Source organism: Streptomyces sp. NPDC002324 (assembly GCF_053593335.1).
Genome location: NZ_JBSFCF010000042.1, coordinates 37,029 through 57,793, shown reverse-complemented (window position 1 = coordinate 57,793; position 20,765 = coordinate 37,029). Strand labels below are relative to the sequence as shown.

The following is a 20,765-nucleotide window of genomic DNA, read 5'->3' as shown; positions in this document are numbered from 1 at the left end:
GTCCCTCAAAGAGGGCGGGGAGCGGGGAGGGACACGTGCCCTACAGCCCGCCCTCCCGCGCCCACGGCCGCAGCTTCTCGGGGTTGCGGACCGCCCAGATCCGCGTGACGCGTCCGTCGGAGACGTCGAACGAGGCCACGGTCGCCACGGCGCCGGCCCGCCGGGCCACCAGGCCCGGCACACCGTTGACCGACCGCTCCAGGAGTTCGAGTCCAGGTGCCATGTCGGCGATGGCGACCAGGTACCGGGCGATGCGCGCGCCGCCCTCGACCGGGCGCGGGACGGCGCCGGCCATGCCGCCTCCGTCGGCGGTCAGCACGGCCGACGGGTCGAGGAGGGCGACGAGGGCCGCGATGTCCTTCGCCTCCCACGCCTCCTTGACCCGACGTACCACCTCGGCCCGGCCGGACGCCGTCACCGGGGCGGCCGGAGCGGACGCGGCCCCCACCCGTCGGCGGGCGGAGGCGGCCAGCTGCTTGCAGGCCGCGGGGGTCCGGCCGAGCACGTCGGCGATCTCGGCGAAGGGGTACCGGAAGACGTCGTGCAGGACGAACGCCACCCGCTCGGCGGGCGTCATCGACTCCAGGACGACGAGGAGGGCCATGTCCACCGACTCGTCCAGGACGATCAGGTCGGCGGGATCGGCGGGATCGGCGGGATCGGCGGGATCGGCGGGATCGGCGGGGTCCGCCGCGCCGCCGGGTCCGGTGCCGCCCGCACGGTCCCGGCCGGCGCGGTCGGGCAGCGGCTCGGGCAGCCACACGCCGACATAGCGCTCGCGGCGGGCCCGCGCCGAGCCGAGCAGGTCCAGGCAGATACGGCCGGTCACCGTGGTCAGCCAGGCGCCGGGGGAGCGGATCTCCGCCCGGCGGCTCCGTGACAGCCCGTACCAGCGTGCGTAGGCGTCCTGTACGGCGTCCTCGGCCTCGGCCACCGAACCGAGCAACCGGTAGGCGACGTTGACCAGTCGGCGTCGCTCGCCCTCCGCCGCGTCCGGGCCGGTCCCGACAGCCGCCATGCTTCCCGCCGCCCCCTCGCCTTACCTTTCACGGGCCCACGTCGTCGAACCGGTGAGACCTTATCGATCCACTGCCCACGGGCGGAAACGGGGACGACGACATGGCCACCCAGATGACGGCGACGGCGACGGCGAACGGACGGCGCGGCTCCTCGTTCCTGCGGATCGCGATCGCCCTGCAGACCCTGACCATCTCCCTCCAGGCGGTCTCCGCCGGCCTGCTGCTGACCTCGTCCTACGGGGAGACCCTGCACGACGTCGGCGCCCGGGTGATGTACGGGGCGTCCATGCTGTACGTGCTCGCGGCGGTGACGGCGTGGAGGCCGGGTGGCGGCCCGCTCCGGCCGGTCCTGCACGCCTGCGGTTTCCTCGCCCTCGCCTCGGTCCAGGTCGTGCTGGGCATCGCGCACGTCCCGTCGGTCCATCTCCCCCTGGGCGTGCTGATGTTCGGCCTGAGCGTGCTGGCCCTGGCCAGGCGCTGAGCCGTGGGCCGTCCCGCGATCCCCCCGCCCACCGCCGCGCCCGACCGGAGCGGGCACAGGATGTCGGGTGCGGCAGGGTGGCTCCTTCCTAGCGTGGTGGGTGAAAGGAAGGAGGCCGGGGTGCTGGAACGGCTCAACCAGGCCATGGAGCACATCGAGGACCATCTCGATCAGCCGATCGAGGTGGCCGACCTGGCACGGATCGCGGTGACGTCGGAGTACCACCTGCGGCGGTTGTTCTCCGCGCTCGCGGGCATGCCGCTGTCGGAGTACGTCCGGCGCCGGCGGCTCACCGTCGCCGGCGCCGAGGTGCTGGCCGGCGAGCGGACCCTGCTGGAGATCGCGGTGCGTTACGGCTACGGCTCGGGGGAGGCGTTCGCGCGGGCGTTCCGCGCCCTGCACGGCGTCGGCCCCGGCGAGGCCCGGCGGACCGGAGCGGCTCTGCGGTCCCAGCCCCGGATGTCCTTCCGCCTCGTCGTCGAAGGGAGCGGAAGCATGCGATACCGAGTCGTGGAGAGGGAGGAGTTCCGGGTGGTCGGCAGGGGCACCAGGGTCCCGCTGGTGCACGAGGGGATGAACCCGGCGATCGCCGACTTCATCCGGGGCATCGGCCAGGAGACACTGCGGCGCATCGAGAGCCTGTCGGACCAGGAACCGCGGGGCATCGTCTCCGTCAGCGACAACCTCGACGACAGCCGGGCGGAGGGCACCGAACTCGACTACTTCCACGGGGCGGTGACCCGCGCGGCCACGCCCGAGGACATGGACGAGCTGACCGTCCCGGCCGGGACCTGGGCCGTGTTCGAGAACTCCGGACCGTTCCCGCAGGCGCTGCAGTATCTGTGGCGGGACGTCTTCACCCAGTGGTTCCCGTCCAATCCGTACCGCAGCCGGCCGGGCCCCGAGATCCTGCGGACCCGGCTGTCCGAGGACGCGGCGCGGGCGGACGCGGAGCTGTGGATCCCGGTGGAGCGGACCCCGCTCTGAGCGCCGGCGCGCGGCGACTTCACGTCGTCGCGCGCCTGCCTCCCGCCCTCGCCCGCCGGTAGCGTGGGACGACGTCGACCTGAGGTGGGGGCATGCGGGCGATCGTCGTGGGGGCGGGCATCGGGGGGCTGGCCGCGGCGCTGAGTCTGCGGCGCGCCGGGTGCGAGGTGACGCTCGTCGAGCAGGCGCCGCGGTTCACCGAGATCGGCGCGGGCATCCAGCTCGCGCCCAACGCCACCCGCGTCCTGCGCCGGCTCGGTCTGCTCGACGCGGTCGCCGCCCGCTCCCACCGGCCGTCCCGGCTGAGCTTTCGCACCTGGTCCGACGGCGGTGAGATCTGCGGCTACCCGCTGGGACGCGAGGTGGAGGACGCGTTCGGGGCGCCGTACCTGCAGACGCACCGGGCCGATCTGCACCGGACCCTGGCCGCCGCCGTGCCGCCGGGGTCGGTGCGTCTGGACACCGTGGCCGTCGGTGTCGAGCAGGACGACAGGTCCGTGTGGCTGACGACGGCCGACGGCGAACACCTGTCCGCAGACTTGGTCGTCGCCGCGGACGGTGTACGTTCCCGGGCCCGCCGGTGGCTGTTCGGCGCCGACGAGGCCCTGTACTCGGGGATGGCCGCCTACCGGGCGCTGCTGCCGGCCGCCGAGGTGGCCGGACTGGACCTGCCGGAGTACGCGCTCTGGCTCGGGCCCGGACGGCACTTCGTGCACTACTGGGTGCGGCGCGGTGAACTGCTCAACGTCGTCGGCGTCGTCGGGACCGGGGCGGCGCGGGAGTCGTGGACCGCCCGGGCCGAGCCGGGCGAGTACCTGCGCGCGTTCGACGGATGGGACCCCCGGGTGCGCGACGTCCTGGGACGGGCGGGGGAGGTGCTCCGGTACGGCATCCACACCCGCGCCCCGCTCGCCCGCTGGAACGTCGGGCGCGTCGCCCTGCTCGGCGACAGTGCCCACGCGATGGTGCCGTTCCACGCGCAGGGCGCGGCCCAGGCGCTGGTCGACGCGGCGGTGCTCGGCGACTGTGTCGCGGGCGCGGCACCTGCCGACGTTCCCGACGCGCTGGACCGGTACGTGCGCCGACGGCTCGCCGCCGCCACCCGGGTGCAGGCCGGATCCGCGCGGGCCGGCGAGGACTACCACCTGCCCGACGGACCGGAGTCCCGCGCCCGCGACGCCCGACTGGCCGCGCAGGCGGGGCCGAACGGGTTCGGCCCCCACGCGGGTGCCTGGGCGCTCGACACCTTCGACGGGACCGCGTCGTAGGAGACACGGGCCGCGACGAGGGGTCGGCCGGGCGGTTTCCAGCCCGGGAGTCCGAGGGGTCAGTCGGCCGGTTTCCAGCCGGGGAGCGTCGGCAGGACCTTCTCGGCGATCCGGAACAGGGCCTGGTCGTCGGGCCGTTGGGAGTCCTGGCGCCAGATGACGATTTCGTAGGTGCTGCCGCTGTCCTTCGGGTCGGTCGCGACGAGCAGCCGGCGGGCGACGCCGCCGGGGCCGGACTCGGCGTCGCTGCCGTCGAGCCTGAAGGAGATGGCGATGGTCTGTCCCGAGTACAGGACCGCCCGGTGTCCCAGGACGGTCCTGCTCGTGGCGTCGGCGCCCAGGTAGCCGACCGACTCGGCGACCGGGAGGTCCTCGTAGGACGCCGAGAGCTCCACGGCGTAGGTGTCCAGCTCGACCTTCGCCTCGGGGGTGACCGTCCTGGTGCCGTCGGCCCACTTCGACTCGCTCTCGCTGCCCGACGCGCTCACCGCCTGCTCGGTCGGGGTGCCGAGGAGCGTGGGCAGGTCGGCGCGGTTCAGGGCGGTGCACAGCCGCGCACCGGAGACCTTGCCCCGCGGAGGGGGCGAGGCGTCGTCGGAGGACGAGCACGCGGCCGGTCCCAGGGTCTGGGGCGTCTGGTCGAGGAGGTCTGCCAGTACCCACAGGCCCCCCAGGAGCACTCCGACGGTCGCCACCGCCGATATCACCTGGGCCGCCGTGCTCATCTCCTTACCGGAGCCCGCACTCGAACCCGCGCCCGGCCCCGTTCCCGAACCCGGCCCCGGAACCGCTCCAACCCCTTGCCCCGGCCCCGGATCCGCTCCGGAACCCGCCCCCGCACCCGTTCCGGAATCCGCGACGTCGTCGGTCATGCCCCCGTGCCCCCACCTTGATGTGCACACGCCCCCCGTGTGCCGGGGGAGCCTAACCTGTGAGCGGAGTGCGGCAAAACACGATTCCCCGTAGGGGATCCGTCCGGACACGAGAGGCAGGAACGTCATGTCCCCGCAGGGCTCACCTGGTTCCCCGCCGGGCTCACCCGGTTCTCGGCAGGGGTCACCCGGCGCGCGGTCCGCGTCGCTCGGCGTCGCCGTCATCGGCACCGGCCGGATGGGCGCCGACCACGTGCGCCGGCTCAGCGAGGTGATCAGCGGCGCCCATGTGGCCGCCGTGGTCGACCTCGACACCGAGCGCGCCGAGGCGATCGCCGCCCGCGTCGAGGGCTGCGCCGCCTACGCCGACACCGCGCAGGCGCTGGCCGCACCGGGCGTCGACGCCGTCCTCGTCGCCTCCCCGGGCCCCGCCCACGAGGCGGCCCTGCTCACCGCGTTCGAGTACGACCTGCCCGTCCTGTGCGAGAAGCCCCTCACCCCGGACCCCGCCTCCGCACTGCGCCTGCTGGCGGCCGAGCGGCGGCTGGGGCACCGCCGCGTGCAGGTCGGGTTCATGCGCCGCTACGACCGCGAGTACCTCAAGCTCAAGTCCCTGCTGGACGGCGGCGAGCTGGGCCGGCCGCTGCTGCTGCACCACCGGCACCGCAACGCCGAGGTGCCGCCCGGGTTCACCGACGCGATGGCGATCAACGACTCCGTCGCCCACGAGATGGACGTCACCCGCTGGCTGCTCGGCCAGGAGATCACCGCCGTCACCGTGCTGCGGCCCCGGCCGTCGGCGTACGCCCCGCGGGGTCTGAGCGACCCGCAGTTCGTGGTGTTCGAGACCGACGGCGGCGTCGTCGCCGACGTCGAGATCTTCCTCACCGCCCGGTACGGCTACCAGGTCCAGGCCGAGGCGGTCTGCGAGAACGGCACGGCACGCATCGGCGACGGACACGACATGCTCGTCAACACGGCCGGACGCTGGGGCGGCACGGTCACGCCGGGCTACCTCGAACGCTTCGAGGACGCCTACGACCGGCAGGTCCAGGCCTGGGTGGACGCCACTCGGCGGGGCGAGGTCACCGGACCCGGCATCTGGGACGGATACGCCGTCGCCGCGATCTCCGAGGCGGGTGTCCGCGCCCAGCGGGAGGGCCTCCGCGTCGAGGTCGATCTCGTCGAGCGCCCCGCTCTCCAGCACTGAACCTGGCCATGACCTGACCGTAGAGACATGTGATGTCTCCATCGCCAGAAGTAGGCTTACATCCCAAAAAAGCAGGGCAACTACCTTCCCCTTCCGCAACATTCATCCCTGCACAATCGTTGACAGTGACGGTCCGCATGCCTGACGTTCGTGCGTATGTCGCAATCGATCAGCAGGCGCAGGCTCCTGACGGGTGCCACTGCAGTCGTCGTCGCCACCGCCGCCACCGACGTGCTCGCGGCCTGGAGCGCCCTGGCCGCCTCCACGACCAAGCCCACCTGGGAATCCGTGAACAGACACACCGCCGCTCCCGAGTGGTTCCGGGACGCGAAGTTCGGCATCTACTTCCACTGGGGCGCGTTCAGCGTCCCGGCCTACGACAGCGAGTGGTACCCGCGCAACATGTACCTGCCGGGCCACAAGGCGAACAAGCACCACATCGACACCTACGGCGACCCGGCCGAGTGGCAGTACCACCACTTCATCGACGGGGCCGACGATCTCGCGGGCCACCACACGCAGTTCGCGCCGAAGCTCAAGTCGGCCGGCGGGAACTTCGACCCGGACGAATGGGTCCAGCTGTTCGTCGACGCGGGCGCACGGTTCGCCGGGCCGGTCGCCGAGCACCACGACGGCTACTCGATGTGGGACAGCCGGGTCAACGAGTGGAACTCCGTGGACAAGGGCCCGAAACTGGACCTGCTGGAACTCTTCACCGACGCCGTCCGGGCGAAGGACCTGAAGCTGCTGGTCGCGATGCACCACGCGTACAACCACACCGGCTTCTTCGAGTTCGCGCCCGAGCAGTCCGACCCCAGCCTGAAGAAGCTGTACGGGCAGCTCGGCCCGGAGGCCGAGAACCAGCTCTGGTACGACAAGCTCAAGGAAATCGTCGACCGGTCCCGGCCCGACATCCTCTGGCAGGACTGGCGGCTCGACCACGTCGACGAGAAGCAGCGGCTGAACTTCCTGTCGTACTACTTCAACGAGGCGGACAAGTGGGGCAAGGAGGTCGTCGCCACCTACAAGGACGGCTTCGACGCCCACAGCTCGGTCTTCGACTACGAGCGCGGCGGCCCCGCCGACATCACCGCGCCCTACTGGCTCACGGACGACAGCATCTCCAACAGCAGCTGGTGCTACACCGAGGGCATCGGCTACTACTCCCTGGCGCAGATGCTGCACTCGTTCGTCGACCGGATCAGCAAGAACGGCACGGTGCTGCTCAACATCGCGCCGAAGGCCGACGGCACCATCCCGCAGGGCCAGAAGGACATCCTGCTCGGGATGGGCGACTACCTGAAGCGGTTCGGCGAGTCGGTCTACGGCACCCGGGCCTGGACCGTGTACGGCGAGGGGCCGACGAAGATGGGCGGCGGCGCCTTCACCCGGCCCACCGCCGGTACCGCCCGGGACATCCGGTTCACCCGCGACAAGGAGGGCACCGTCATCTACGCGACCGTCCTGGGCTGGCCCGGCGACTCGCTGACCCTGAAGACGCTCGACTCCGCCCGGATCGACCTGGACTCGCTCACCTCACTGGAACTCCTCGGCGCCGAGGCCGGCACCTACCTCGACCTCGGCACCCCGGCCCAGAGCGCGACCGGGCTGAAGGTGACGCTCCCGGCGACGAAGCCGTTCGACGCTCCCGCGTACGTCCTCAGGTTCCGCTTCTCGGGCGCCATCCCCGTGCTCCAGCCCCACCTGGGAGCGCTGGCCTTCGAGGACTCGCGCTTCCGCGGCGCCGGTGTCGTCCTCTCCCTGGGCGACCACACGGCGGATCAGCTCACCCTCGCCGGCATCGAGCCGCGCAGGCTCTCCTCGCTGAAGCTCGCTCCGGCCCACCGGCTGGTCGGGTACTCCGCCGACGACTTCACCGGCACCGCCTGGACGTTCACCGCCGACAGCCCCCGGGTCCGGGAGAAGATCACCTCACTGCGGGTGGTGCTCGATCCCGCCGCGCGCTTCCGGATCACCAACGTCGTCAACGGCCTCTCCCTGGACAGCGGGGGAGCGGTGGCGAGCGGTTCGCCCCTCAAGCAGTGGGCGTGGGACGACTCCGCCAACCTGCAGTGGTTCGCCGTCCCCCTCGGCAACGGCCACTACAAGCTGGAGAACCGGGCCAACGGCATGGTCGCCGACGGCTGGGGCGCCACCGGCGACGGCTCCGCCGTCCGGCAGGCGGGGCATGGAAAGCCTCCACCGACCAGCAGTGGCTGATCATCCACCGGGGCGACGGCCGCTACACCCTCGCCAACCGCACCACCGGGCTCGTCCTCGACGGCGGCGGCAACGTCTCCGCCGGTTCGGCCGCCAAGCAGTGGACGTGGGACTCCAGCACCAACCTGCTGTGGACGCTGACCCAGGTCTGACGCTCCCTCACTGCTCCCCGGACAGATCCAGCAGCACCTTGGAGGCGACCGTGCGGTCCTGAGCCGTGTCGAACGCGGCGACGGACCGCTCCAACGGGAAGGTGTGCGTGACGACCGCGTCGACCGGGAGGCCCTGGGCCAGCAGGGACAGGGCCTCGTCGAACTCGGTGTCGAAGCGGAAGGACCCGCGCAGTTCCAGCTCCCGGGTGACCGCGACATTGCCGAGCAGCCCGATCTCCCCGGGCGGCAGCAGCCCGAGCATGACCACGACGCCGCCGCGCCGTACCCGCTCCACACAGCTGCGCAGCCCGGCCGGTGCCCCGGACGCCTCCACGGCGAGGTCGAAGACGCCGGCCCAGGCGGGATCGGCGGGCCGGTCCGCCCGTACGACGGCGGTGGCACCGACCTCGCCGGCGATCCGCAGCGGCTCCTCGTGGAGGTCGCTGACGACGACCTCGGCGGCGCCCGCGTGCCGCAGCGCGGCCACGACCAGCAGGCCGATCGGACCGGCCCCGGTGACCAGCACCCGCCTGCCGCTGACCTCACCCGCCCGGCGCACCGCGTGCAGCGCCACCGCCAGCGGCTCGGCGAGCACGGCACGTCGCAGACCGAGCCCCGGCGGCAGCTCCCGTACCTGGCCGGCCGGCACGGTGATCCGCTGCGCGAACCCGCCCTGCACATGCGGGGTGTGGGCCGCGCTGCCCAGATAGCGGGTGTGGGCGCAGACGTTGCGGGTGCCGCGCGCGCACTCGGGGCAGACCCCGCAGGGCGTGGCGGGGTGGATCGCGACGGCCGTGCCCACCGCCGGAGCGTCCGGTCCCCCGACGCCGGCCCCGAGCGCGGCGACCCGGCCCACCACCTCGTGGCCCAGCACCATGGGCTCGCTCACGGCGAAGTCGCCGACCCGGCCCCGGTGGTAGTAGTGCAGATCGGAACCGCAGATCCCGCCGAGGGCGACGGCGACCGCGATCTCACCGGGCGCGGGGCCGTCGTACGGCCGCTCCTCGACGCGGAGATCGCCGGCTCCGTGGACAACACACGCGTGCATGGGTGCTCCTTGAGGCGTCGGCCGGTTCACAGGACAGACAGCATGCCGCCGTCGACGTACAGCAGTTGCCCGTTGACGAAGTCGGAGGCGGGGGAGGCGAGGTAGAGCAGGGCGCCGACCAGATCCTCCACCCTGCCCCAGCGGCCGGCGGGGGTCCGCCCCCGTACCCAGGCGCTGAACTCCTCGTCCGCGACCAGCGCGGCGGTCAGTTCGGTGTCGAAGTAGCCGGGGCCGATGCCGTTGACCTGGATGCCGTGCGGCCCGAGGTCGGCGCACATGCCCTTGGTGAGCATCTTCAGGCCGCCCTTGGTCGCCGAGTAGGGCGCGATCGCGGGGCGTACCGCCTCGCTCTGCAGCGAGCAGATGTTGATGATCTTGCCGTGACCCCGGGGGACCATACGGCGGGCGACCTCGCGGCCCACGAGGAAGGCGCTGGTGAGGTTGGTGTCGAGCAGGCCGTGCCAGTCCTCGTCGGTGAATTCGAGGAAGGGGGCGCGGCGTTGGGCGCCGGTGTTGTTGACCAGGATGTCGAGGGGGCCGGCCCCGTCCTCGATCCGGGCGACGCCGGCGGCGACCGCGGCGGAGTCGGTGACGTCGAACGCCTCCGCGCGGACCGCCTCACCGAAGGACTCGGCCAGTTCCTCGCGGGTGGCCTCCAGCGCCACGGGGTCCCGGCCGTTGAGGACGACCGTGCAGCCGGCCTCCAGCAGGCCGACGGCCAGCGCCCGGCCGATGCCTCGGCTCGACCCGGTCACCAGGGCGACCTTTCCGCTGACGTCGAAGAGGGGGTGGCTCGTCATACATGGTCTCCTATTTTCCCACTCAGTGGAAAACTTATCTGCTCAATGGGAAACCATCGTCAGTCGACGCGTGGTCGCTGTCAACAAGGGGAGGTCTTTCCACTCAGTGGTAACTTGCGGCCGTGAGTGGCAGTGAGGTACCCACGGACGTCGTCGGACGGGCGATCAGGCTGCTCGTCCTGGTCGGCGAGCACCCGCACGGCATCACCCTGTCCGCGCTGGCCCGCGCCAGCGGCGTCGCCGTCAGCACCGCCCACCGCCTGGTCAACTCGCTGTGCCGCGAGGGCCTGGTGGACTTCGAGGCCGACGGCAAGCGCTACAAGCCGGGCCTGAGACTCTTCCAGCTCGGTCAGCGGGCCGGGCAGGTCTACGGATTCGCCGGCACCGCCCTCCCCGTGATGCAGCGCGTGACGAGGCGGACCGAGGAAGCCACCCTGATGTCCGTCCTCGACGGCACCCGGCACCTGTACGTGCACTATGTGGACGGGCCCCTCCCGGTCGGCGTCCGCAGCGAGCCGGGCCGCCACGGGCCGTTGCACTGCACCTCGATGGGCAAGGTCCTGATGGCCTTCGCGCCCGACGACGTCCGCGCCGACCTCCTGGACCGTGTCGAGCTGACCCCGCACGGACCGAACAGCGTCACCGACCGCGACGTCCTGCGCGCCCATGTGGCCCGCGCCGCCGAACTCGGCTACGCCACGGCCGACGAGGAGCACCACCCCGGCCTGCGCGCCGTGGCGGTCCCGATCCTGCGCCCCGACGGCACCGTCTTCGCCGCCCTCTCCACCGCCGCGCCCGCCTTCCGCCGCAGCATGGACGATCTCGTCGCCCTGGTCCCGCTGCTGCGGTCGGCGGCGGACGAGCTGGGGGTCCGGCTGCCGTCCCGTTGACCCGCGCTCCCGTTCACGGTGAACTGCCCGGCAGCGAAGGCGAGTTCACTGCGGAGAGGGCTGACGGCATGGACGACCCGGACGGGAAGCGCGGCAAACCGCTCGACGGGAAGACCGCACTGGTCACCGGGGCGGGCACCGGAATCGGCCGGGAGACAGCCCTGATGCTCGCCGAGGCGGGTGCGACGGTGGTCCTCGTCGGACGGCGGCGGCAGATCCTCGACGAGGTCGCCACCGCCGTGACGGACGCCGGAGGGGCGGCGTTCACCCACCCCGCGCACGTGGAGAACGCCGACGAGGTGCGAGGGCTGGCCGACCGGACCCGGGAGATCGTCGGCCCCGTGGACATCCTCGTCCACAACGCGGGCGGCGCCGGTCCGGTCGGCGACGTCCGCGGGCTCGGCGAGGACGAGTGGAACGCCGTCATGGGAGTCAACCTCACCGGGGTCTACCTCCTGACCCGGGCGCTCCTCCCGGACATGCTGGAGCGCGGCGGCGGCTCGGTCATCGCGATCTCCTCGCTCGCCGCGCTGTGCCCCACCCCGCTCGGCGGCGCCCCGTACGGCGCGGCGAAGGCGGGCGTGCGCAATTTCATGGCCTATCTGCGCAACTCGTTCCGCGACGAACACATCCGGGCGACCTGCATCCTGCCCGGCGCGGTCGACACCCCCGCCCACGACAGCCGCCCCGTCCCGCCGAGCGCGGAGCGGCGGGCCGCGATGGTGCGACCGGAGGACGTGGCACGAGCCGTCCTGCTGTGCGCCACGCTCCCCGCGCGCACGGTCGTCGAGGAACTGGTCATCGCGCCCACCGTGAGCGCCCCGCCCCGGCCGGGTGGCCGGTGACCCCGGAGGCGACGGGGGCCACGGCCGCGGCGGCCGTCTTGAACAGGGGCTGTCCGGAGGCGGGGTCCCAGGCGCTGAGGGTGGTCTTGTTCGCCGCCCGGGGCGGCGTCTTCTCGTCGGGCCCCACCCCGGAGGGCGTGTCCCAGTAGCCGTGGGGGAAGGGCACGAACAGCACCCCGGGCCGTACGTCCTTGAGCCGCAGCCGCCCCCGCAGGGCGCCCCGGGACTCGCCCGGCCGTACGGCATCCGGTCGCCCCACGGCCGGCGATCCGATCGTTCGCCTCCAAGCTGCCTCCGGGCGACAGCCACCCGGAACCGTGCGCTCCGCGGGGATGCCCAGTACCCGCCCGCGTCGGCGGATGACGAAGGCCGGTGCCCACCAAAAACGCCCGGGCCGGCCCCTCGCGAGGGGCCGGCCCGGACGCCGTGATGGGGAGGATCAGACCAGGTCGAAGCGGTCCAGGTCGGCGACCTTGGCCCACGCCGCGACGAAGTCCTTCACGAACTTCTCCTTGGCGTCGTCGCTCGCGTAGACCTCGGCGAGGGCGCGCAGCTCGGAGTTCGAGCCGAACACGAGGTCGGCACGGGTGCCGGTCCACTTGACCTCGCCGGTGTCCGCGTCACGGCCCTCGAAGAGGGTCTGGTCGGCGGAGGTGGACTTCCACGTCGTGCCCAGGTCCAGCAGGTTGACGAAGAAGTCGTTGGTGAGCACGCCCGGGGTGCCGGTGAAGACACCGTGCGTGGACCCGGCGTGGTTGGCGCCCAGGACCCGCAGACCACCGACGAGGACCGTCAGCTCGGGGGCGCTCAGCGAGAGCAGGTTGGCCCTGTCGAGCAGCAGGTACTCGGCGGGGAGGCGGTTGCCCTTGCCCTGGTAGTTGCGGAAACCGTCGGCCGCCGGCTCCAGCGCGGCGAACGACTCGGCGTCCGTGTGCTCCTCGGTCGCGTCCACACGGCCGGGGGTGAAGGGCACCACGACGTCGAAGCCGGCGTCCTTGGCGGCCTTCTCGACCGCGGCGGCGCCGCCGAGGACGATCAGGTCGGCCAGGGAGACCTTCTTCGAGCCGGCGTTGAACTCCGCCTGCACGCCCTCCAGGACGCTCAGGACGTGACGCAGGTCGTCCGGGTTGTTGACCTCCCAGCCGCGCTGGGGCTCCAGGCGGATACGGGCGCCGTTGGCGCCGCCGCGCTTGTCGCTGGCACGGAAGGTGGAGGCCGAAGCCCACGCGGTGGACACCAGCTGCGAGACGGTCAGACCCGAGGCGAGGAGCTTGGTCTTGAGCGCGGCGATGTCGGCGGCGTCGATGGCCGGGCCCTCGGCCTGCGGCAGCGGGTCCTGCCACAGCAGGGTCTCCGCCGGGACCTCCGGGCCGAGGTACAGCGACTTCGGGCCCATGTCACGGTGGGTCAGCTTGAACCAGGCGCGGGCGAAGGCGTCCGCGAACTGGTCGGGGTGCTCGTAGAAGCGACGCGAGATCTCCGCGTAGATCGGGTCGAAGCGGAGCGACAGGTCGGTGGTGAGCATCGTCGGGAGGTGCTTCTTCGACGCGTCATGGGCGTCGGGGATGATCGCCTCGGCGTCCTTGGCGACCCACTGCTTGGCGCCGGCCGGGGACTCCGACAGCTCGTACTCGAACTCGAACAGGTTCTTGAAGAACCCGTTGCTCCACTGGGTCGGCGTGGCGGTCCAGGTGACCTCCAGGCCGGAGGTGATGGCGTCGCCGCCCTTGCCGGTGGCGAAGGTGGACTTCCAGCCCAGGCCCTGCTCCTCCATGGAGGCGGCCTCGGGGTCGTCGCCGACGTTGTCCGCGGGGCCGGCGCCGTGGGTCTTGCCGAAGGTGTGACCACCGGCGATGAGGGCGACGGTCTCCTCGTCGTTCATCGCCATGCGGCGGAAGGTCTCACGGATGTCGCGGGCCGCGGCGAGCGGGTCCGGGTTGCCGTTGGGGCCCTCGGGGTTGACGTAGATCAGGCCCATCTGGACGGCGCCGAGCGGGTTCTCCAGCTCGCGGTCGCCGGTGTAGCGCTGGTCGTCCAGCCAGGTGGTCTCGGGACCCCAGTACACGTCCTCGTCGGCCTCCCAGACGTCGGCACGGCCGCCGGCGAAGCCGAAGGTCTCGAAGCCCATCTGCTCCAGGGCGACGTTACCGGTGAGGATCATGAGGTCGGCCCAGGAGATCGACTGGCCGTACTTCTTCTTGACCGGCCACAGCAGACGGCGGGCCTTGTCCAGGTTGCCGTTGTCCGGCCAGCTGTTCAGCGGCGCGAAGCGCTGCTGACCGCGGCCGCCACCGCCGCGGCCGTCGCTGATGCGGTAGGTGCCGGCGCTGTGCCAGGCCATACGGATCATCAGCGGGCCGTAGTTGCCGAAGTCGGCCGGCCACCAGTCCTGCGAGGTGGTCAGCACCTCGGCGATGTCCTGCTTCACGGCCGCGAGGTCGAGGTTGTTGAACGCCTCGGCGTAGTCGAACTCCCCGCCGAGGGGGTTCGCCACGACCGGGTCCTTGGCGAGGATCTTCAGGTTGAGCCGCTCCGGCCACCACTGACGGTTCCCGCCGCCCTGGGTCGGGTGCGCGGCACGCCCGTGGGCGACCGGGCAGCCGCCCGTCTCCTCGGGCTTCGCGTCCGTGACGATCGCGTCGTGGTTCTCAGTCATGGGAGTCCTTCCGGAACTGGTGGATCACGGTGCTGAAGTACTGGCTGCGGAACAGGGGGGACACAAGCCCCAGTAGATGACCTCGGCCTCGTCGATCGCGAAGCCGCGGTCGTCGGAGGCGGTCAGGCACGGGGCGTGCCCGACCGCGCAGTCGACGTCGACCACGGCACCGCAACTGCGGCACACGAGGTGGTGGTGGTTGTCCCCGACACGGCCCTCGTACAGGGCGGGGCTGCCGGGTGGTTCGAGGCGGCGCACGAGCCCCGCGCCGGCCAGTGCGTTGAGCGCTTCGTACACGGCCTGGAGCGATATGTGGCCCACACGGTCGCGCACCCCTGCGGCGATCGCTTCGACGCCGAGGTGGTCGCCGTCCCGCACGGTCTCCAGCAGCGCCACACGCGCGGCCGTCACCCGCAGGCCGGCACCGCGCAGCTCCACGGCGGTGTTCGGAGGCTGGGATGCGGTCATGGGGGCCAACCTACCCTCATAAACACGAAGAGTTCAAGAAAACGAACGACCCAAGTTTGTGATGCCGTTTCGGCCACCGTGCGTGACACCACGAACAGCATCTGCCGCTGGGCCGCACAGAGGGCGCGGGGCGCGGCGCGGGTAGGTTCGGGTCACCGGGGACCGGGGCGCTCTGCTGCCCACGGACGGAGAGCCGAGGCCGTACGCCGTGGCCACACGCTCCACCCGTCTGCCGTCTGCCGTCTGCCGTCTGCCGTCTGCCGTCTGCCGTCCGCCGTCCGCCGCCGCCGTCCGCCGTCCTGCGCGCCGACGACCGCGGTGCCGCGTGAGCGGGGCTCGTGGCGGACGGACCTGAAGGCGGCCGCAAAAGCTTTGGCCAAGACTGAACCGTGGTTCCGGTGCCGTCGTCGCCGTGCCGCGAGCCCTCAAGGCTTGCGGGCCACGCCGCCGAAACAGTCCACCTCCGACGGCTCGTCCGAGCGGCCCGGCGCGGACCGCCACCGGGCCACGGACACCAGCCCGGGTGCCAGCGGTTCCAGCCCGTCGAAGAAGCGGGTGAGCTGCTCGGGGGAGCGGTTGACGCGCGGGTTGTCGCTCGCCGCGTTCCAGTGCGCGACCATCGCGCGCATCGCCTCCGGCCGGTACACCTCCGTGCTGTCGGCGAGCACGAGGTGGCTGTCGGAGGGCAGGGCGTCCAGGAGCCGGGCGACGACGCCGTACACGCTCTCGTCGGGTACGTGCGCGGTGATCCCGAGCAGCATCAGACCCACCGGGCGGGTGAGGTCCAGGGTGTCGGCCGCGCGCTTCAGGATGGTGTCCGGGTCGCGCAGGTCGGCGGCGACGAAGGCGGTGGCGCCCTCGGGGGTGCTGGTGAGCAGGGCGTGGGCATGGACGAGGACGGTGGGGTCGTGGTCGGCGTAGACGATCCGCGCGTCCGGTGCCGAGCGCTGGGCGACCTCGTGGGTGTTGTCCGCGGTGGGCAGCCCGGTGCCGATGTCGAGGAACTGGCGTAAGCCGGCCTCCTCGGTCAGGTGGGTGACCGCTCTGCGCAGGAACGCCCGCTGGGCGCGGGCGATGTCGACGATCTGCGGGTTGACCCCACGTATCTCGTCACCGACCTGCCGGTCGATCTCGTAGCAGTCCTTGCCGCCGAGCCAGTAGTTCCAGATCCGCGCCGAGTGCGGAACACCGCTGTTGATCACCGGACGGTCAAGTGGCATGGCTGCTCCCCGTGTTGGCGTCTGTGGCCGCCGACAACCTAGCAAGATCGCCACGTACGTGATCGGTGGACAGCCACCGGAACGACCGCCCACCGTCGAGATCCGGCCGAACGCTCCCTTGCGCCCTCCGAAGGGCCCTGGTCGCCCTGGTCGTCGCTCCCGGTCACCAGCACCACCTCCAGGGTGCGCGGACCGTGCACGCCCTCCACCCGGTCCAGCTCGATGTCACTGGTGGCGGACGGGCCGGAGATCCAGGTCAACGGGCGGGCCGGGTCGAGGCGTTCGAGGGCCTGCGGCACCGACGACACGACCTGTCCCGGTACGCGGACGACGCAGATGTGGTGGTCGGGCACCAGGGTGATCCGGCGGCGGCCCTGATCGGGGGAGCCGTCGAGGACGATCGTGCCGGTCTCGGCGACGGCCAGGGCGCAGGCCGTGACCACGCTGTCGACCCGGTCCAGCTCGTCCGCGGTGCTCGCGCCGCGGTCGGGCACGCGCGTCACCTCGGTCGCCGCCAGCCAGGCGGCGGGCAGCCCCGGCGGAGCCAGCACCGATGTCGAACCGTGCGCGCGCAACAGCCCGGCGAGGACTTCGGGAAGCCCGTCCGTGTCCGTCCGGTGCACGATCGCCCGGTAGTCCGCCAGGTTCTCCGCCAGCAGCTCCACCGTCTCCGCGACATCCAGCCCGCCGTGCTCCCGGAGATACCCCCGCTCGACCGCGCGCTCGTACGGGGTGTCGTCCCGGGGCACATCGGCGAGGGCGCGCCGCACCCGGCCCAGGATCAGATCCCTGCTGCTCACTTGCCCGTGTCCTTTCCGCCGTTCGTACGCTGCCACCAGTCCCGGAACGGCTCGGGCGGCAGTGTGGGAAGGTCGCGACTGGCGCTCCACGCCCTGCCGGGGCCCGGCAGGGTCCGGGGGTGGAAGCGGCGCGTGCGGGACGCCAGCCGCTGCCCGGTCCGCAGCGCGCCGGGGTGGCTGAACGCCCAGCGGGCCGCGCGCATCGCCGCCCGCTCGGCGGCGTGCCCCTTCGCGGGCTTGAGCACGACCTTGTTCCCCCGTTCCGTCACGGTGCCGCCCTGCGCGACGCGCTCCCGCAGATGCACCAGCACCTCCGGGATGTCGATGGCGACCGGGCACACCTCGTAGCAGGCTCCGCACAGCGAGGAGGCGTACGGCAGGGAGGCGTCGATCTCGCTGCGCGTGCCCCGGAGCTGGGGGCTGAGGATGGCGCCGATGGGGCCCGGGTAGACCGAGCCGTAGGCGTGGCCGCCGGCCCGCTCGTAGACGGGGCAGACGTTGAGGCAGGCCGAGCAGCGGATGCAGCGCAGGGCCTGGCGGCCGACCTCGTCGGCGAGCGTGTCGGTGCGGCCGTTGTCGATGAGGACCAGATGGAAGGTCTGCGGTCCGTCCTCGTCCGTCGTGCCGGTCCAGGTGGAGGTGTACGGGTTCATGCGCTCGGCCGTCGAGGAGCGGGGGAGGGTCTGCAGGAACACCTCCAGGTCCTGCCAGGTCGGGACGATCTTCTCGATGCCGACGACGGAGATCAGCGTCTCGGGCAGGGTGAGGCACATCCGGCCGTTGCCCTCGGACTCCACGACCACCAGCGTGCCGGTCTCGGCGACCATGAAGTTGGCGCCGGAGACCCCGACCTTGGCGCGCAGGAACTTCTCCCGCAGATGCAGCCGCGCGGCCTCCGCCAGCTCGGCCGGCGTGTCGGTGAGTCCCTGGGGGGCCGGGCGGCCCCACTCACTCATCTCGCGCGCGAAGATGTCCCGGATCTCGCCCCGGTTGCGGTGGATCGCCGGGACGAGGATGTGCGAGGGCCGGTCCTTGCCCAGCTGCACGATGAGTTCGGCGAGATCGGTCTCGTAGGCGTGGATGCCCTCGGCTTCGAGAGCCTCGTTCAGCCCGATCTCCTGCGTGGCCATCGACTTGACCTTGACGACCTCGCTCTGGCCGGTCGCCTTGACGAGATACGTGACGATCCGGTTGGCCTCGTCCGCGTCGGCGGCCCAGTGGACCGTGCCGCCGGCCGCCGTGACCGACTCCTCCAGCCGCACCAGGTACCGGTCCAGATGACGGAGCGTGTGGTCCTTGATCTGCTTGCCGGCCTCGCGCAGCGCGGCCCAGTCGGACACCTCCGCGACCGCGGCGGCGCGTTTGGCGCGGATGGTGTGCGTGGCGTGGCGCAGATTGCCGCGCAGTGTCGTGTCGTGGACGGCTTCGTGCGCGGCCTTCGGGAAGGCCGGCATACCGAGATACGTCCCACTCATGCGAGAGGCTCCTCTTCCGTGCTCGCCAGGATCTCCGCGATGTGCACGGGCCGGACGGCCGTGCGCAGCCGGGTCATCGTGCCGCCGATGTGCATGAGGCAGGAGTTGTCGGCCGCGCACAGCACCTCGGCGCCCGTCGATTCGGCGTTGCGCACCTTGTCCAGGCCCATGGCCGCCGAGACATCGGAGTTCTTCATGGCGAAGGTGCCGCCGAAGCCGCAGCACTCGTCCGCGCCGGGCAGCTCCACCAGCTCCAGCCCCTTCACGCCCTGGAGCAGCCGCCGGGGCCGCTCCCCCAGTCCGAGGCTCCGCAGCCCGTGGCAGGTGGGGTGGTACGTCACCTTGTGCGGGTAGTACGCGCCGACGTCGGTCACCCCCAGCACGTCCACCAGGAACTCGGTCAGCTCGTACGTCTTCGGCACCACCGGCGCCAGCGTCCGCGCCAGGGTGTCCCCGCGCCCCTCCGCCCGCGCCCGCTCGCCCATCCGCGGATACAACTCGCGCACCATCGCCCCGCAGGAGCCGGACGGTGTCACGATCGCCTCGTAGTCCCGGAATACATCGGAGAACTTCCGGGCCAGCGGCTCAGCCTCGTGGCGGTACCCGGTGTTGTAGTGGGCCTGTCCACAGCAGGTCTGCCCGCTCGGGAAGTCGACGTCGACGCCCAGCCTGGTCAGCAGTTTCACCACGGCGCGGCCGGTGTCCGGATAGAGCGTGTCGTTGACACAGGTCAGGAACAGGGCGACACGCATCGCGGCTCCTTGGGGGTCGGTCATCGGATGAGTGCAGAGTACGGCGTCGATACGCGCAGGGCGAGAGTCCCCCCGCACCGATCGGCGGACACGGGCGGAACCGCGTGCCGACCGGTGCCGGGAGCGGGCCCTTGGGGGCCGTCCGGCTCACCGTCCGGTGAGCCGGGCCTCCGCCGCGCGCCAGGCCGCCGGGTCGCCCTGCGGCTCGTACCGCACCAGCGGCTGGGTGCGGGCGAGGAGTTGCCGCATCGAGGCCCGGTCGCCCACCAGGCCGTGGGTGCGGGCCTGCACGAGGACGTTGCCCAGGGCCGCCGCCTCCGCCGGTCCCGCCACCACCGGCAGCCCGCAGGCGTCGGCGGTGAGCTGGCAGAGCAGGGCGTTGCGGGTGCCGCCGCCGACGATGTGGACGACGTCCACGGGGTGGTCGGCCAGCGCCTGGGCCTCGGTCACGGCCCGCCGGTGGGCGAGGGCCAGCGAGTCGAGGATGCAGCGGGTGATCTCGGCGGGCGTCCCCGGGACGGGCTGCCCCGACTCCCGGCACGCATCCGCGATCCGCTCGGGCATCCGGCCGGGCGCGAGGAACGCCGCGTCCCCGGCGTCCACGACCGACCGCAGCGCGGGCACGGTCGCGGCGGCCCGCAGCAGTCCGCCGAGATCGGGGTCCCCCCACTCCCGTACGCACTCCTGGAGCAGCCACAGCCCCATGATGTTCCGCAGGTAGCGGACCGTGCCGTCGAGCCCCAGCTCATTGGTGAAGTTGGCCGCCCGGCTCGCCTCGGTCAGCACCGGGGCCTGAAGCTCCAGGCCGGCCAGCGACCAGGTGCCGGTACAGATGTACGCGAACCGCTCCCCGGTCGCGGGGACGGCGGCCACCGCCGAGGCGGTGTCGTGCGACCCGACCGTCGTCACCGGGACCGGCCCGGTCAGCCCGGTCTCCTCCAGCACCCGCGTCCGCAGCAGCCCCGCCGGGTCCCCGGGCCGCCGCAGCGGCGCGAACAGCCTCAGGTCGACCCCGAGCCGCTCGGCCACGTCGTGGGACCAGTCGCGCGTCCGGGGGTCGATCAGCTGGGTCGTCGAGGCATTGGTCAGCTCGGTGCCCAGCTCACCCGTCAGCCAGTACGTCAGCAGATCCGGGATGAGCAACAACCGCTCGGCGTAGGCAAGTTGGGCGGAGGACCGGGCGGCGACCAGCTGGTAGAGGGTGTTGAAGGGGGCGTACTGCAGGCCGGTCGCCGCGTACAGCTCGGCGGCGGGCACGGTGGCCCACACCTTCTCCGCGACCCCCTCCGTACGGGCGTCCCGGTAGTGCACCGGGTTGCCCAGCAGCGCGCCGTCGGCGTCCAGCAGCCCGTAGTCGACGGCCCAGCTGTCGATGCCGACGGAGTCGACCTGCCCGGCCGCCCTCAGCCCGTCCAGGACCCCCGCGTAGAGCGAGAGAACGTCCCAGCGCAGGCCCTCCGGCGTGCGCACCGGACGGTTGGGGAAGCGGTGCGCCTCGACCAGCTCCAGCGAGTCCCGCCCCGCGCGGCCGACCATGACCCGCCCGCTGGACGCGCCGAGGTCGACCGCCGCGTACGACTTCACGGACCCGCTCCCGTGCGT

17 protein-coding genes and 2 pseudogenes are annotated in these 20,765 nt (G+C 72.3%); 7 read left to right on the top strand and 12 right to left on the bottom strand.

Going from position 1 to position 20,765, the window contains the following annotated elements:
• Positions 1-40 precede the first annotated feature (40 nt).
• On the bottom strand, positions 41-1,018 hold the full coding sequence (gene sigJ, locus ACWCRJ_RS36970) for an RNA polymerase sigma factor SigJ (RefSeq protein WP_450943390.1): 978 nt from the start codon (positions 1,016-1,018) through the stop codon (positions 41-43).
• A gap of 101 nt (positions 1,019-1,119) precedes the next feature.
• On the opposite strand from sigJ, the gene ACWCRJ_RS36965 reads away from it, so the two are divergent.
• From ACWCRJ_RS36965 to ACWCRJ_RS36955, 3 genes are all read left to right on the top strand, one after another.
• Positions 1,120-1,500, top strand: a complete 381-nt coding sequence (locus ACWCRJ_RS36965) for a hypothetical protein (protein ID WP_450943389.1) — start codon at positions 1,120-1,122, stop codon at positions 1,498-1,500.
• 120 nt (positions 1,501-1,620) lie between these two features.
• The gene (locus tag ACWCRJ_RS36960; protein ID WP_450943388.1) at positions 1,621-2,487 is read left to right on the top strand and encodes a GyrI-like domain-containing protein; all 867 of its coding nucleotides are present in this window, start codon (positions 1,621-1,623) and stop codon (positions 2,485-2,487) included.
• 92 nt (positions 2,488-2,579) lie between these two features.
• Positions 2,580-3,755: an FAD-dependent monooxygenase gene (locus ACWCRJ_RS36955; RefSeq protein ID WP_450943387.1), complete on the top strand. Its 1,176-nt coding sequence runs from the start codon at positions 2,580-2,582 to the stop codon at positions 3,753-3,755.
• A gap of 59 nt (positions 3,756-3,814) precedes the next feature.
• On the opposite strand, the gene ACWCRJ_RS36950 is transcribed toward ACWCRJ_RS36955, so the two are convergent.
• Positions 3,815-4,480, bottom strand: a complete 666-nt coding sequence (locus ACWCRJ_RS36950) for a DUF6215 domain-containing protein (RefSeq protein WP_450943386.1) — start codon at positions 4,478-4,480, stop codon at positions 3,815-3,817.
• 274 nt (positions 4,481-4,754) lie between these two features.
• Between ACWCRJ_RS36950 and ACWCRJ_RS36945 the strand changes: the two genes are divergently transcribed.
• Complete coding sequence (locus ACWCRJ_RS36945; protein ID WP_450943385.1) at positions 4,755-5,837, top strand: Gfo/Idh/MocA family protein; 1,083 nt, start codon at positions 4,755-4,757, stop codon at positions 5,835-5,837.
• Between the two features lie 156 nt (positions 5,838-5,993).
• Positions 5,994-8,209: pseudogene (locus tag ACWCRJ_RS36940) on the top strand (alpha-L-fucosidase).
• Between the two features lie 7 nt (positions 8,210-8,216).
• On the opposite strand, the gene ACWCRJ_RS36935 reads toward ACWCRJ_RS36940, so the two are convergent.
• Positions 8,217-9,257, bottom strand: coding sequence for an L-idonate 5-dehydrogenase (locus tag ACWCRJ_RS36935; protein ID WP_450943384.1), 1,041 nt, complete (start codon positions 9,255-9,257; stop codon positions 8,217-8,219).
• 26 nt (positions 9,258-9,283) lie between these two features.
• Entirely contained in the window at positions 9,284-10,057 is a 774-nt protein-coding gene (locus tag ACWCRJ_RS36930) for an SDR family oxidoreductase (protein ID WP_450943383.1), read from the bottom strand.
• A 122-nt stretch (positions 10,058-10,179) separates the two neighbouring features.
• On the opposite strand from ACWCRJ_RS36930, the gene ACWCRJ_RS36925 reads away from it, so the two are divergent.
• Both ACWCRJ_RS36925 and ACWCRJ_RS36920 read left to right on the top strand, forming a co-directional pair.
• A complete protein-coding gene (locus ACWCRJ_RS36925) occupies positions 10,180-10,947 on the top strand; it encodes an IclR family transcriptional regulator (protein ID WP_450943382.1) in 768 nt (255 codons plus the stop codon).
• A gap of 68 nt (positions 10,948-11,015) precedes the next feature.
• A complete protein-coding gene (locus ACWCRJ_RS36920; RefSeq protein ID WP_450943381.1) occupies positions 11,016-11,792 on the top strand; it encodes an SDR family oxidoreductase in 777 nt (258 codons plus the stop codon).
• Here ACWCRJ_RS36920 and ACWCRJ_RS36915 read toward each other — a convergent pair.
• The 8 genes and pseudogenes from ACWCRJ_RS36915 to ACWCRJ_RS36880 form a co-directional block, all read right to left on the bottom strand.
• Positions 11,746-12,051 (bottom strand): molybdopterin dinucleotide binding domain-containing protein, encoded by a 306-nt coding sequence (locus tag ACWCRJ_RS36915; RefSeq protein WP_450943380.1) that lies wholly within the window; start codon positions 12,049-12,051, stop codon positions 11,746-11,748. The genes ACWCRJ_RS36920 and ACWCRJ_RS36915 overlap by 47 nt on opposite strands.
• A gap of 180 nt (positions 12,052-12,231) precedes the next feature.
• A complete protein-coding gene (gene katG / locus ACWCRJ_RS36910; RefSeq protein ID WP_450943379.1) occupies positions 12,232-14,448 on the bottom strand; it encodes a catalase/peroxidase HPI in 2,217 nt (738 codons plus the stop codon).
• 24 nt (positions 14,449-14,472) lie between these two features.
• Positions 14,473-14,916, bottom strand: coding sequence for a Fur family transcriptional regulator (locus ACWCRJ_RS36905; protein ID WP_005484126.1), 444 nt, complete (start codon positions 14,914-14,916; stop codon positions 14,473-14,475).
• A gap of 425 nt (positions 14,917-15,341) precedes the next feature.
• Entirely contained in the window at positions 15,342-16,136 is a 795-nt protein-coding gene (locus ACWCRJ_RS36900; protein WP_450943378.1) for an SAM-dependent methyltransferase, read from the bottom strand.
• Positions 16,137-16,291: 155 nt separating this feature from the next.
• A pseudogene (locus ACWCRJ_RS36895) lies at positions 16,292-16,936 on the bottom strand (LutC/YkgG family protein); the annotation flags it as partial.
• Entirely contained in the window at positions 16,933-18,411 is a 1,479-nt protein-coding gene (locus ACWCRJ_RS36890) for a LutB/LldF family L-lactate oxidation iron-sulfur protein (RefSeq protein WP_450943377.1), read from the bottom strand. The pseudogene ACWCRJ_RS36895 and the gene ACWCRJ_RS36890, both read right to left, overlap by 4 nt.
• On the bottom strand, positions 18,408-19,163 hold the full coding sequence (locus ACWCRJ_RS36885; RefSeq protein WP_450943376.1) for a (Fe-S)-binding protein: 756 nt from the start codon (positions 19,161-19,163) through the stop codon (positions 18,408-18,410). Before ACWCRJ_RS36885 ends, ACWCRJ_RS36890 begins: the two co-directional genes overlap by 4 nt.
• A 147-nt stretch (positions 19,164-19,310) precedes the next feature.
• The gene (locus ACWCRJ_RS36880; RefSeq protein WP_450943406.1) at positions 19,311-20,747 is read right to left on the bottom strand and encodes a rhamnulokinase; all 1,437 of its coding nucleotides are present in this window, start codon (positions 20,745-20,747) and stop codon (positions 19,311-19,313) included.
• Positions 20,748-20,765 lie beyond the last annotated feature (18 nt).